Origin of the sequence: Mycolicibacterium celeriflavum (assembly GCF_010731795.1) — a bacterium.
Taxonomy (GTDB): Bacteria; Actinomycetota; Actinomycetes; order Mycobacteriales; family Mycobacteriaceae; genus Mycobacterium; species Mycobacterium celeriflavum.
The window spans coordinates 2,617,090-2,631,302 of the sequence record NZ_AP022591.1 but is presented as its reverse complement, the minus strand read 5'-3'; the positions used below and the strand labels follow the sequence as shown (position 1 = coordinate 2,631,302).

At 65.0% G+C, this 14,213-nt stretch carries 9 protein-coding genes (1 of these 9 running past the window's edge); 7 read left to right on the top strand and 2 right to left on the bottom strand.

Features of this window, described 5'->3' with window-relative positions; all coding sequences use genetic code 11:
* Entirely contained in the window at window positions 1-1,179 is a 1,179-nt protein-coding gene (locus tag G6N18_RS12735; protein ID WP_133052465.1) for a hypothetical protein, read from the bottom strand.
* A gap of 566 nt (window positions 1,180-1,745) precedes the next feature.
* Here G6N18_RS12735 and G6N18_RS12730 point away from each other — a divergent pair.
* From G6N18_RS12730 to G6N18_RS12710, 5 genes are all read left to right on the top strand, one after another.
* The gene (locus G6N18_RS12730) at window positions 1,746-2,093 is read left to right on the top strand and encodes a hypothetical protein (protein WP_083003081.1); all 348 of its coding nucleotides are present in this window, start codon (window positions 1,746-1,748) and stop codon (window positions 2,091-2,093) included.
* Window positions 2,094-2,981: 888 nt separating this feature from the next.
* Complete coding sequence (locus G6N18_RS12725) at window positions 2,982-3,911, top strand: metal-dependent hydrolase (protein ID WP_083003083.1); 930 nt, start codon at window positions 2,982-2,984, stop codon at window positions 3,909-3,911.
* Between the two features lie 37 nt (window positions 3,912-3,948).
* Window positions 3,949-4,137, top strand: a complete 189-nt coding sequence (locus G6N18_RS12720) for a ferredoxin (protein ID WP_083003085.1) — start codon at window positions 3,949-3,951, stop codon at window positions 4,135-4,137.
* Between the two features lie 4 nt (window positions 4,138-4,141).
* Window positions 4,142-5,359 carry an NAD(P)/FAD-dependent oxidoreductase gene (locus G6N18_RS12715; protein WP_083003088.1) on the top strand — a complete coding sequence of 406 codons (1,218 nt, stop codon included), beginning with the start codon at window positions 4,142-4,144 and terminating at the stop codon, window positions 5,357-5,359.
* Between the two features lie 148 nt (window positions 5,360-5,507).
* Window positions 5,508-6,362, top strand: coding sequence for a phytanoyl-CoA dioxygenase family protein (locus tag G6N18_RS12710; protein ID WP_083003090.1), 855 nt, complete (start codon window positions 5,508-5,510; stop codon window positions 6,360-6,362).
* Between the two features lie 13 nt (window positions 6,363-6,375).
* On the opposite strand, the gene G6N18_RS12705 is transcribed toward G6N18_RS12710, so the two are convergent.
* The gene (locus tag G6N18_RS12705) at window positions 6,376-6,879 is read right to left on the bottom strand and encodes a DUF2505 domain-containing protein (RefSeq protein ID WP_067224311.1); all 504 of its coding nucleotides are present in this window, start codon (window positions 6,877-6,879) and stop codon (window positions 6,376-6,378) included.
* Between the two features lie 129 nt (window positions 6,880-7,008).
* Between G6N18_RS12705 and G6N18_RS12700 the strand changes: the two genes are divergently transcribed.
* Both G6N18_RS12700 and G6N18_RS12690 read left to right on the top strand, forming a co-directional pair.
* A complete protein-coding gene (locus tag G6N18_RS12700) occupies window positions 7,009-7,860 on the top strand; it encodes a class I SAM-dependent methyltransferase (protein ID WP_234806185.1) in 852 nt (283 codons plus the stop codon).
* 372 nt (window positions 7,861-8,232) lie between these two features.
* On the top strand, window positions 8,233-14,213 hold the start of the coding sequence (locus G6N18_RS12690; RefSeq protein ID WP_163689880.1) for a non-ribosomal peptide synthase/polyketide synthase. It continues 24,046 nt past the right edge of the window; only the first 5,981 of its 30,027 coding nucleotides appear in the window; it begins with the start codon at window positions 8,233-8,235; its stop codon lies off the right edge, out of view.

The following is a 14,213-nucleotide window of genomic DNA, read 5'->3' as shown; positions in this document are numbered from 1 at the left end:
TCAACGAACTCCGCGAGCAGTGCTGATTGGCTTCAACGCAAACGCGTTCTTAGACACCTGAGCTCGCATGTGAGCTAGCGTCTGGGCCGGGTCTACATTTCGCAAGTCGAATCCAGAGAATTCTTCGCGGTCGGCAGCCGCAGCAATGAGTGGAAATGCTTCGTTCAAACCTGTTGCTGGATTTAATGTTTCGGTTTGAACGGTTAGAGAGATAGTTTGAATACGGCCCGCTCGGTCGCTTTCGAATATCTCGTGGAACGTTCGGATGGCTATTGCGGCCATGGCGCCGTTGTACCTGTCGCGCTGTTCCTTTTGAGTACAGGGCGTTTCGCGGATCTCGCCGGTCTTCTCGATGTACTTGTACGCCTTGATGTTCGGCACGTCCGACGGCGCTGGGATGATCACAACGATCTCCAGCTCGCGCAGGTCGGCATGGAACTCCCATTCATAGCCAGGCTCGAATGCCTCCGGGTACGCAGAGTTGCTCAAGACGATTCCGATGTACTCGTTGATGGCCTCGGGATCGCCAGCTGCGAGAGCCGTCTTGAAGACTTCAAGCCGCTCGTTGGCTTCGGCTGCCGCGCGTTCTCGCTCTGCACACTCAGCCTTGTAATCGGCCAAAGCTTCGGCGAGTTGTCTTGCGCGTTCCTCTTCTGCTGCCGCATGCTCCTCAAGGAGCTTCGCATGCTTGGCTGGCAGTTCGTGTTTGACGTAATGCGCCCACTGCTGTTGCTTCTCTGTCCAGGCGGCATGCGCCTGGGCGTACTCGTCTGAGTACTTCCCACCTTTGAACATCTTCGACAGACCGGTGGGGGCTGGCGGGGCCACGAACTGCGGTTCCGGCGGCGGGGCTTCCAACGCAGGCTGTGCTGATGGTTGTTTCAGCTCTTCTCGCGGAAAGGGAGGATGGACAGCCGTCTGCTTCAGCGAGTCGACATCAACGTAGTCGTCGACGTCGAGGGTGGCTGCTAGAAGCGAGTCGATCTGTTCAAAGGCATCGATGGCTTGTGCGGTACGCGCCTCAGCGTCCGCTCGCGCCGCACGGATCTTGGCGTCCCTCGCGGCTTGCTCAGCTGCCCACCGTTGACGGTCAGCCGCCATCTCCGCTTCGAACACCGCTTGGTCGTACGCGATCTGCGCACGAATCTGCTCTTCGACGGCATGGTTGTAGGACCTCACCGCGGCCGCGTGTTGCCTTCGTTGCCGCTGTTCAGCCAGTCGCTGCTGATGCTGTAACTCCGCAAAGAACCCCCGTCGTCTCCCCACTTGGCGGATTTTACTTACGAGCCCAACAAGATTGTGGCGACTTAGCGCACTCCAGCGAATGCCAAGGCCCTAGCCCGCAGAATATGACCGCACGTTCATCGAGAAGTTGGTCGATCTGGCGGCTCGATGGGTGAACGCCATTCTCGCGGATCAACTGGCGGACAGTAGCCAAGAGCCGCAACTCACTGTCGACGGCATCGAGATCACGCTTGTTGCAAGCGTACGACCGCGGAGGTGTCGCCGACCGCCGGCCTCTTCTTTGGCCGGCTCGCAGGAGCCGCTGTGTCGAACACGATGGCAGTGGCGACGCTTCTCTGCGCCTTCGCGCGGGGCCGCAGCTTCAAGCAAATTGCCTGCAGTTTCACAGCGTTACCATCGGTGATCTTCATCTGCTGAAAGGCCTTGCAATTGACACCCACGTGTGATAATTAACGCGGACGTAAAGGCAGTGGGCTTCTACTCCTACGAAGGACAGCGCCATGAAGCACCCCGCCCCGTTGTTTGCTCTCACCGCCGCCGGACTCCTGCTCGCTCCCATGGCCCATGCCGACACCGGAGATCTGGCCAGTGCCGAGGAGGCGGTGTACGCCGTCTACGAACAGGTCCAAGCCGCATGTACGCCGTCCTCCCCACCGCAGCCGCGGTCCATCACCTGGGAGACGTTCTATCCCGGCGCATCGGGCAATGGTGTGGTCAATGACGCCAATGAAGGGCTGGGCGGGCCGTTCGCGATCTACTACACCAACCCCCGTGTCGGCCCGGCCAACGATGACCCCAGTGTGGGTCGGGCCTACGGACAGTGGAACGTCGACTTGCAGTTCTGCTGAGGAGCACCCACACGACCGGACTGAAGTACTCTGCCGCAGGTCTGCGGCGGCGCCGACGAGAAGGTACCGGTGGGTGACGTCGGCTTGCCGGCGTGACGCATCCTCGCGCTGTCAGGGGAGAGTCTGGGCGCGGCCGATGCACTCGCCGGGCGAACATGGAATTCCATCCAGCGTCGGCAGCTGGTTGGGTCCGCGGGGGTCGACGTGCTCCGGCGGAACATCCACGCTCGGTAGACAGTTCGTGGACCAGATACCGTGTGTCGGCGCGTTCGGGCAATCACTTTGTGCGGCAGGCCGCATGGTCGCGAGGTTCTGTTGCCCCGCTACGGCAGCGGGGGCACCGGCAAGCACACCGACTAACAAGACTGCGGGAACGACTCGACCGGGATGCAATCGACAAGCCATGATCCTTCCTCGATTGTGGTGACCTGTTCAGAGCGCCGAGATCGGGCAACACATCGTCACCGCTCTGGGCGATTCCAGCTCGAGCCCAAGACGCGCTGAGCATTCGCGTACCCGCCCTGCATCGGTGTCATTTCATTGGACGGCCCGGGATTCTGCGATGCCCGTGGCCGCCGCAGGCTTGACATGCGGCAACAAAGGCTTGTGAACGGATTTGGGAACGAAAGGCCGCGCAACGGCCCCCGTTAGCCGGCCCCCTGCCGGGCCGGCGCCAATATCGTCAATGTCGGCGAGGCGCCGGTTTAAAGACAAACCAGTCTGTCTACTGACAATGCATGCGGGTGCGTCGAGGACGAGCCATGGCGGCAGGCAACTGGTGACTAGCGCCGCCCGGCTACGACGTTCCGGCGAAGCGTTTCATGCGACCAAGGCATGCGACCAAGGGCCCACAACAGCGTAGGCATAAGACGCCGGGAAGGATCAGCGATGCCCGAGGTGGAGATGCATCACGACGGACACCCGGCGTATCGCCGCCAAGTTCGATTCGACTGGTCGAACCTGCCGCGGCACTGGGTGCCCGGCGACCCGTTCACGACACACATGATCAATGTTCTGCATCTGCTCTTGCCGGAGGGGGAGCGGCACTTCATCAAAGCTGTCCTCGAAGCATCGTCACTCGTCGACGATCCGGAGCTGGAGGCGGCCATCAAGCCATTCATTCAGCAGGAGTCTTGGCATGCGTGGGCGCACCAGGTGGTGTTGGACCGGCTGGCCGAGCAAGGCATCGACACGACTACCTATACCGACCGCCTGGGTCGCACTTTGTCGGTCACGTTGGGCGATCCCCCAAGATTCTTCCCGCCGCCGTTGAAGAGGTGGTGGCTTTATCGGCGCCTGGCCGATGTGGCCTCCCTCGAACATTTCACGGCGGTGTTGGGCCAATGGGTACTGCAGAACAAGGGGCTGGAACGGGCGGGCGCCGACCCGGTCATGCTCGACCTGCTTCGCTGGCATGGCGCCGAGGAGGTCGAGCATCGCTCACTGGTGTTCGACGTCTACCAGAACGTGTCCGGAAGCTACTGGATCCGAGCGTTTTCGATGTTGATGACTGCACCGTTGTTCGTCGGCTGGTGGATCGCGGGAGCCCGTTATCTGATGACCAGCGACGAATCGATCGATGCGAAGTGGCGGTGGCGGGACTGGTGGCGAGCGGCCCGCAAGGACCTGTTGCCCAGCCCCTGGAACTTCCTGGTGACGGTGCCCCTTCGGTATATGCGTCCGAGCCATCATCCCGGCCCGGAGGCGAACACCGAGATGGCCCTGGACTACCTCGCGTACTCGCCGGCGGCGCGAGACGCGCGTGAGCGCGCCGAAGCGCACGAACGGTCGAAGGCGGCCCAGGCAGCCCACAGCTGAGTCGATGGTGAGGCAGTCGATCGGATAGGAGTTTTCGATGGAGGTTGTGGTTGATCTAGATACCTGTGACGGCAACGGCGTGTGCATGAGTATCTGCCGCGAGGTGTTCGACCTGCGGGACGACGGCCTTCACCTGCTGCAGGAGCAGCCCGGGGAAGAGCTGCGCAAGAAGCTGGTCGGCGCTGAAGTGTCCTGCCCGACCCAGGCGATCACGGTGAAGGACTGAACAGATGCCGTCGAGTCATCAGCTCAAGCACGTTGTCGTCGTCGGGGGCGGAGTCGCGGGCGCCATGGCGGCGCAGACGCTGAGAGTCGAAGGCTACGACGGCGAGCTGACAATGGTTGGCGCCGAATGGCACGCCCCCTACCACCGACCGGCTCTGTCCAAGAAGCTGCTCACCGGTGAGGTGCACCGTGCGGGCATCGACATGGCGCCGCAGAACGAACTCGATGTACGCACGCTGCGCAGCGCTCGTGCTGTCGGGCTGGACATGACGTCGCACACCGTTGAGGTCCGCGACGGCAACCAACACCGATCCCTGAAGTTCGACGGACTCGTCATAGCGAGCGGTGCGCACGCTCGCGAATGGCCCGGCGGCCCAGTGCCATTCGGTGTCATGTCGCTACGCACGGTCGATGATTGCCTGGCCATCCGCTCACAACTCCGCAAACACACCCGCGTCGTCGTGATCGGCGGAGGGTTCATCGGCACGGAAGTCGCCGCGAGCCTGTGCTCGTTGGGGCACAAGGTGACTCTGCTTTCTAGGGCCGGTGCCCTACTGCAGACCGCACTGGGCCAGGAAATGGGAAACTGCTGGACCGATTTGCATCGCGACCACGGCGTCGACGTACGAATCGGAGTCAAGGTCGACGGCTTCGCCGGGAGTAGGCAGGTGAAGGCCGTTCGACTAAGCGACGGTTCAAAGGTGAAAGCCGATCTGGTTCTGATCGGCCTGGGCGTGGAGCCCGCCACCGATTGGCTGCAGGGCGCCGGAATCACGGTGGACAACGGTGTGGTGTGCGACGCGACCGGCGCCGCGGAAGGCGCGATAGGGGTCGTCGCCGCGGGCGATGTCGCACGCTGGTGGCACCCCCTGTACCAGCAACATTTGCGCATTGAGCATTGGGATCAGGCCTCTCGTCAGGGTGTCACGGCTGCGCGGAACCTGCTGGTCGGACCGGGCGAAGCCGAGGAGTATGACGCGGTGCCGTACTTCTGGTCCGACCAATACGACGTGAAGCTCCAGTTGGTCGGTGTGCCGACCGGTTATGACCGCGTCGAAGTCATTGAGGGAGATGTCCGCGACCGACAGTTCGTCGCCGCATATGGGAAGGGCGGCTCGACGATCGCGGTGCTCAGCACCATCCCCGGTCGGGTGGCCGACTACCGGAGCGCTATCGCCGAGCGCACCACGTTTCCGCCAAGCCTTCAGGCGCAGCCTGTTTAGCGACCTCTGTAGGAACACCGTCCGCTCAGAAAACGCCCGTTGGATGTCCAACCCGCCGAAGGCTGGCCCCTTGACCGGCGGCCCACCGAGGTTCAATGTTCCGTATAGGTCGGCCCAGTCCCCACGTGCCGGTCCAGGAGGGCTCCTGATGAGCATCGACGACGAGCCAGTCACCACGCTCGACGACCTCAGGGGCGATTTGGCGCGCCGGTACAAGTGGACATCCAGCAGCGGCGCCTCGGTCGACCCCACGATCGTCGACGCCGACATGGCGGCCCTCGACAACGACGGCTACGTCATCTGGAAGAACCTGCTCAGCGCCGACGAGTGTCAGCACATCCGCGACGCTGTTGCACCCCATCTCGCGCATCCCGGACGCAATTCGTTCGAGGGACGGCGCACCCAGCGCGTCTACAGCGTGCTGAGCAGGACGCGGGTTTGCGACCGGCTTGTCGATCATCCGCGGGTGCTGGCTGTGCTCGATCGGCTGCTGATGGACAACTACCTGCTGTCGGCACTGCAGGCCATCAACATTCAACCCGGCGAGTCCGCCCAACTGGCTCACCATGACGACGGCTTCTATCCGATCCCGCGACCGCGACCGCCCTTGGCGGCCGCCACGATCTGGGCGATCGATGACTTCACCGCCGACAACGGCGCCACGGTGCTCTACCCGGGCAGCCACCGCTGGGGCAGGCGTCGGCCCGGCGCAGACGATCCCGCGCTTCCCGTCGTCATGCCGGCCGGCTCCTGCGTCTTCTTCGTCGGCACCCTCTGGCATGGCGGCGGCGCCAACACCACCGCCCACGCGCGGCTTGCGGTCACCGCCCAGTACTGCCAACCGTGGCTGCGACCGATGGAGGCCTTCACCCTTTCGGTCCCACGCGACATTGCTCGGACGCTCTCCGCCGACATCCGGCGCATGATCGGCTACAGCATCCATCCACCGTTCGTCGGCGCCGTCGACGGCTTGCACCCGCAGCGCCTGCTCGATCAGCCGTAGCGCACAGTCCCGTTCAGCTTTGTGCCGCAATCCATTTCGTGGTGAAGCGCTGGATTGCAGAGATCTGTTGGACCAGAAGACGTCCCATGACGGCTTCGATCTTGCCGCCGACCAACGGCACCTTGAACTCCACGGTCGCGGTGCACTTCAGCCGTGAGCCGGCCGGGGTAGGTGACAGCAGGATCTTGCCGAGCCCCGACCCCGGCGCTCCGCTCGTCGCGACGCTGACCTGCCCACGCACGACGCCATCGTCGGCCGGGCTCCACGTCTCGTGCTGCACCACTCGCCAGCTCTTGGGAAAGAATCTGGCGACCAGCCCCGGCAACCCGTCACGATCCAGATCTTGAACGACTTCGATGTCGACCGAGCCATCAGCGCCGACGGCCAGCGATTCCAACCTTCCGAACCCGCCGAACGCCGCCAGCCGCGAACGCCAGTACTCCTCCGCGCAGAACGCCGAATGTATCTGTTCGACGGTGGCGGAGGATTCGACCGAGAAGTCGAATGACCGTGGCACGGCAGCCACGTTATGCCTGTGCCCGGTGACGGACGCCCCTTCGGCGCAAGCGCCGTCCGTTGTCGACACAAGCCGCTAGGCTGACCGCGCAGCACGCAGGTCGTGGCGGATGCGCAGTTGGAGGAAGTCGTGACGGATCCAACAGCGCCGGAACCGGGGGACCCGGCCGGCTCTCGCGGCAAGGTCGACTTCACCGGCGTGCGCTGGGGATCGGTCGAGTGGACGCTGCTGTGCATGCTCTACCTTCGCTCGTGCGAGAGCCGATTGGACCGCCCCATCCTGGGCGATCACTTTGCCGCACATGACGTCGCGCGCATCGAATACGACTGGGAGCGCGTCCATCGAGCCGTACGCCCGGCGATCAATCAGTTCGGTGTGGCCCTGCGCGGCGCCCAATTCGACGTGTTGATCACCGACTACATGACCGGGCACCCAGACGCCACGGTGTTGCACCTGGGATGCGGATTACACAGCCGGGCAATGCGTTTGACGGTTCCACCAGCAGTAAAATGGTTCGACGTCGACTTCCCGCAAGTCATTGCGTTGCGTCGACAGCTTTACCCAGAATCGGGCAACTATCGGATGATCGGATCGTCGATCACCGACCGCGGTTGGCTCGACCAGCTTCCCGTCGGCGGTCCCGTCCTGATTGTCGCCGAGGGCGTCTTGATGTATCTGACACCGGAGGAGGTCAAGAGCCTGCTGCACCGGCTGCTCGATCGCTTCGATATCGGAGAACTCCTCGCTGACCTGCTGTCGCCGTGGGGGCCGCGGCTGTCCAGATCCGGAATCATCAAATGGGGCACCCGGGACGGCGGCGAGATCACCCGCTGGGACAACCGGCTGCACCTCATCGGCGACCGCTCAGTCATCGCGGGGTTCGAGAAGATCCCGCTCCGCGGCCCACGCCTGCTCTACCGGATGCAGCGAGCAATCCCCGCTGCCCGAAACTACGATCGGCTCTTCCGCTACGCTTTCTGACCGTCTGACCTGGCACATCAGGACCACGGGGAGCGCCCTCACGCCGATGTCGCCCCGGTAGCCCGCGTTGCCACAAACGCGCTGATCAACGTTTCTGACGCAAGCGATAATTTTTTGCCGAAACCGCGGAACGGCCCATGTGACTGGGTTAGCGTCAGGACGGTTTCACTCATCTCGGGGGTTGGGAGAACCGATGGTCGTCATTCCTTTCGACGACGAGAGCGGCGGTTGCCTCGTCTTGCTCAACGACGAGGGCGGCACAGCCCGTGGCCGGCATTCGCCGAGGTCCCGGCTGGCTGGAAGCGCATGAAGCTCGCAGCGCACGGGGCCTGATCGGCCTCCTTTCTACATCCCTCTGGACGGGGGGCTCGCATGGAGCTTGACCACCAGGGACTGCCGCTGACACGGCGACAACTCGACATTTGGCTTGCCCAGGAGTCGGGCCACTCCGGCACCGAGTGGCAGCTCGGCATGTTCGTGAAAATCGGCGGCGCCATAGAGCCCGACTTGTTCGAAGAGGCGATCAGACGGGGGCTGCAGGAGGCCGAGCCGGTCAGAGCCGCCTTCTTCGAGCGGGACGGCCAGGTTTTCCAGCGGGCGATCGACTACTCCGACGTCGAGCTGGCTCGCTACGACCTGACCGGCTCCGAGCGCGCGGCGCAGGAAGCTCGTGAGATAGCGACATCGATCGAACGGACACCGATGCCGTTCGACGGCAAGCTGATGAAGTTCGCGCTGTTCCGAACCCGCCCGGATGAGTACTACTGGTTCGCCTGCTGCCACCACATCGTCATCGACGGAATGAGCATGGGGCTGGTCGGCCGGCGCATCGCCGCGATCTACTCTGCGCTTGTCGCCGGCACCGCCGCCTCGCCCGCATTCTTCGGCTCTCTGCGCGATCTCGTAACCAGCGAGGTGGAGTATGAGGCGTCCACCGACTATCTGGACGACGCCGCGTACTGGAGGGAAATCCTTCCGTCGGAAAACGCGCTGGAGTATCGAACACCTCAAACGGCGAGCGGGCCCGGCGACCATTGGCCGTCGCCGCCGGTCCACCTGGACCCGGCGGTCGCGGGCCGCGTCAAAGCCTTGGCCAAGGCGCTGGGCGTTCGCCGGCCGTCGGTGCTCACTGCGGCTTGCGCCCTTCTGGTGCGCGGATGCGGCACCGGCGACTCGGTGGTACTCGACTTTCCGGTCAGCAGGCGGGTGGACGCAGAATCGAAGACGCTTCCGGGGATGATCGCCGGAGTGGTCCCGCTCGTGCTGAATACGGCGCCGCATGAGCCGGTCGCCGACTTCTGCCGACAAGTCGACACGCGAATCCGAGAAGCCCTGCGCCATCAGCGATTTCCCGTCCAATCCCTCGAAGGCGACCTCTGCGGCTTACGGCAAGCGCCGAACCGGGTGGTGCTCAACTTCGTTCCGTCGCGACTGTCCCTGAGCCTCGGCGGTGTTCCCGCAACGGCGAAATACACGACGTTCGGCCCGGTTGGCCACTTCGGTTTCTTCTTCATCGGAGTCGGTGATCAGCAGTCGTTCTGCTCGGCGGGGGCCGGGCAACCGTTCGCGAACTTCGCGCCCTCGGATCTGGCCGGACGCCTGGAACAGATGTTGACGACGATGGCGGCCGATCCCGGTCGGCGACTGCCGTCGGTCGACGTCCTCTCGGTCGGTGAATCCGCGCGCCTCGACGAAAGTGGCCACCGTGCGGTGTTGACCCGGCCGGGGTTCATGCCGTCGTCCATTCCTGCACTTTTCTCCACCGAGGTGGCACGCACGCCGGATGCGGTAGCGCTGGTGTGTGGTGGTCGTTCGTGGACCTATCGCGAAGTGGACGAGGCGTCGAACCGGCTGGCACACCTGCTGGCGGCCCGCGGCGTGACCTCGGGACAGATTGTGGCGCTGCTGTTTTCGCGATCTGCTGAGGCGATCGTCTCGATTCTGGCGGTGCTCAAGACGGGTGCGGCGTATCTGCCGATCGACCCGGCGTCGCCTGCGGCGCGGATCGAATACGTCATCGGTGACGCTGCGCCTGTCGCCGCGATCACGACGGCGGAGTTGCGTTCCCGCCTCGCGGGATGCGGACTGCCGGTCATCGACGTCGCCGATCCGCGCATCGACACCCAGCCCACCACACCGCTACCGCCACCCGCCGCCGACGACATCGCCCACATCATCTACACCTCCGGCACTACCGGCGCCCCCAAAGGTGTTGCGATCACACACCGTAACCTCACCCAACTATTGGCTCCGCCCGACGAGCACCTGCCTCCGCGGGCGTGGGCCCAGTGGCACTCCTACGGCTTTGACGCCTCCGCCGAAGAGATCTGGCGCGCATTGCTGCACGGCGGCCGGCTGGTGATCGTGCCCGAGGAGGTGGCGGGCTCACCCCGAGACCTGAACGCGCTCTTGGCCGCCGAAAACGTCAGCGTGCTGAGCCAAACCCCCTCGGCGCTCGGAACGCTTCCGGCGGAGGGCCTGGACTCGATGGCGTTGTTGGTGGCCGGTGAAGCCTGCCCCGCCGAGTTGGTGGATCGGTGGGCGCCCGGGCGGGTGATGATCAATGGCTACGGTCCCACCGAGACGTCCATCTGCGCGTCCAGGAGTGCGCCGCTGGAGGCGGGTTCGGGCGCGCCGCCGATCGGCTCGCCGGCGGCTGAGTCGGCGTTGTTCGTGCTCGACGGGTGGTTGCGGCCGGTGCCGTTCGGGGTGGTCGGCGAGTTGTATGTCGCGGGCCGCGGTGTCGGTGTCGGGTATTGGCGCCGAACAAGTTTGACCGCGGCACGGTTCGTGGCGTGCCCGTTCGGCGGACCCGGGCAGCGGATGTATCGCACCGGTGATCTGGTGTGCTGGGCCCCTGACGGGCAGTTGCGGTATTTCGGGCGCGCCGACGAGCAGGTCAAGATCCGCGGCTACCGCATCGAACTCGGCGAAGTCCAGGCCGCGCTGGCCGAACTGGCCGGAGTGCAGCAATCGGTCGTCATCGCCCGCGAAGACCGCCCCGGCGACAAGCGGCTGGTCGGATACGTCACCGGTGGCATCGATGCGGCCCAGGCCCGCGAAGCGCTGGCCGACCGGCTGCCGCCCTACATGGTGCCCGCGGCGGTGGTGGTGCTCGACGCGCTGCCGGTCACGGTCAACGGCAAACTCGACACCCGCGCCCTGCCAGCCCCCGAATACGTCGGTGTCGATCACTACCGCGCCCCGACCAACCACATCGAGGAGATCCTGACCGGCATCTTCGCCCACGTACTGGGTCTCGAGCGCGTCGGCATCGACGACTCGTTCTTCGACCTCGGCGGAGACTCGCTGTCGGCCATGCGCGTGATCGGCACGATCGCCAGATCCGTCGATGCCCATCTGACCGTGCGCACGCTGTTCGATGCGCCCACGGTCGCCCTGCTGGCAGCCCACGTCAAGAGCGATGGGGATCGGCGTGCCCCTCTGCTTGCCGTCCAGCGGCCGGCGGTGATCCCATTGTCGTTCGCCCAGAGTCGGCTGTGGTTCCTAGACCAATTGCAGGGTGGCGCCTACAACATGCCGACCGCGCTTCGGATCAGCGGCCCGCTCGATGTCGAGGCGCTGAGCGCCGCCCTTGACGACGTCATCGCGCGCCACGAAGTGCTGCGCACCATCTATCCGCAAACCGACGGTGTGCCAAGCCAACTGGTGCTGTCGGCCCGTGCCGGAATGTGGCGACGCCGCGGCGCCCACGTGGAAACGATGTCGGAGCGCGATGCGCTCGGCGAATTGACGGGGCTGGCCGGATACCCGTTCGATCTGTCGGCTGAGATTCCGCTGCGTGCCCAGATCTACGCCGTCGGCCCACAACAGCATCTACTCGGTATCGTGGTGCACCACATCGCTTTCGACGGCTGGTCGGTGACGCCGCTGGCACGCGACCTGGGCCAGGCATATGAAGCGCGACGACGGGGGCTGGCTCCCGAGTGGTCTGAGTTGGTTGTGCAGTACATCGACTATGCGTTGTGGCAGCGCATGCAGTTCGGCGATATCGACGACGGCCACAGCCCGATCGCCGCGCAGCTGGCCTACTGGCGTGACGCTTTGGCGGGCATGCCGGAGCGGCTTCAGCTTCCGACTGATCGGCCTTATCCCGCCGTGGCCGACCAGCAGGGAGCGACGGTGCGGGTGGACTGGCCGGCCGAGTTGCAGCAGCGGGTACGTCAGTTGGCCGCCGCATCCAACGCAACCAGCTTCATGGTGGTCCAAGCCGGATTGGCCGTGTTGTTGTCACGGCTGAGCGGTAATCCCGATGTCGCGATGGGCTTTCCGATCGCCGGTCGCACCGATCCAGCCCTCGACGATCTGGTGGGATTCTTCGTCAACACGTTGGTGTTGCGCGTCGATCTGGCCGGCGATCCCACGGTGGACGAGCTTCTGGCCCAAGTACGCCGGCGCAGCATCGAGGCCTATGAACACGAGGATGTGCCCTTCGAGGTACTGGTCGATCGCCTCAACCCGGCCCGCAGCCTGACCCATCACCCTCTGGTGCAGGTGCTGTTGGCGTGGCAGAACCTACCCGGGCACACCGGCGATCCAGCCGCCCGGTTGGCCGTGGGCGGTCTGGAGGTCGCTCAGGTTCCCGTGCACACCCACACCGCCCGCATGGATCTGTCCTTCTCGCTGTCCGAGCAGTGGACGGAAACCGCTGAGCCGGCCGGAATCTCGGGATCCGTGGAGTTCCGCAGCGACGTCTTCGACCCCGACACCATCACCACGTTGCTCGAGCGGTTCGAGCGCGTGTTGACGGCCATGACGGCCGAACCGGCGGCACGCGTGTCGTCGATCGGCATGCTCGAGGCCGAGGAGCTCGCCCGGCTGGACGAGATCGGCAACCGCGCGGTGCTGACTGACACCACGTTGCGGAGGGTGACGATCCCAGAGTTGATCGCCGAGCAGGTGGAGCGTCATCCCGAGTCGGTGGCGGTCAGTTGCCTAGGGGATTCGTGGACTTACCGCGAGCTCGACGAAGCGTCTGATCGACTGGCGCGCTTGCTCTCTGCCGGGGGAGCGCGTCCCGGTCAGAAGGTGGCCCTGCTGTTGGAGCGTTCCGCCGAGGCGGTCATGGCGATGCTGGCGGTGCTCAAAACAGGGGCCGCCTATCTGGCGATCGACCCGGCGCATCCCGATACCCGTGTGGAATTCATGCTCACCGATGCCGCGCCGGTCGCCGCCCTCACCGCCGCCTGTTTGCGGCCACGCTTCGACGGCCACGACCTCACGGTCATCGATGTCGCCGACCACGGTGTGGACGCCCAAACCGGCTTGGCCCAGCCGTCACCGGCGCCCGACGACCTCGCCTACGTCATCTACACCTCGGGCACCACCGGAACTCCCAAGGCGGTGGGCATCACCCACCAGAACCTGGCTCATCTCGCCGCGTCCACGCCGCCGGGACTGCCTGCGGCACAGGTGTGGACGCAGTGCCACTCCTACGGTTTCGACTTCTCGGTATGGGAGATCTGGGCTGCGCTGCTCGGTGGCGGCCGGCTGGTGGTGGTGCCCGAAGAGGTAACCGGTTCACCGGAAGACTTCCACGCGCTGCTGATGCGCGAACAGGTCAATGTGCTCACCCAGACTCCATCCGCGGTGGCGGCGCTGAGCCCGCAGGGCTTGGAATCCGTCGCGGTGCTGCTCGGTGGCGAAGCGTGCCCGGCCGATGTGGTGGACCAGTGGGCGCCCGGACGGGTGGTGGTCAATGCCTATGGTCCCACCGAGACAACGGTTTACGCTTCGATGAGTACACCTCTGCAGGCAGGGGCCGGGTCGGCGCCGATCGGTGCACCGGTGCCGACCGCTGCGCTGTTCGTGCTCGACGGGTGGCTGCGCCAGGTGCCGGTCGGGGTGGTCGGCGAGCTGTACGTCGCCGGACTAGGCGTGGGTGTCGGCTACCTCGGCCGGTCCGGGCTCACCGGCGGGCGGTTCATCGCCTGCCCGTTCGGGCCTCCCGGCACGCGTATGTATCGCACCGGCGATTTGGTGTGCTGGGGTCCGGACGACCAGCTGCAGTATCTCGGCCGCGCCGACGAGCAGGTCAAGATCCGCGGCTATCGCATCGAACTCGGTGAGATCCAGACCGCCCTCGCGGCCCTCGACGGCGTCGAGCAAGCGGTCGTCGTCGCCCGCGAAGACCAGCCCGGTATCAGACGCCTGGTGGGCTATATCACCGAAACCGCAAGCGGGAGCGTAGATCCAGCAAGCCTGCGCCCCGCGCTGGCCGACAGACTACCGGCGTATATGGTGCCGACGGCGGTCGTCGTTCTCGACACGCTGCCGTTGACCGTCAACGGCAAGCTCGATACCCGCGCGCTGCCCATCCCCGACTACCAGAA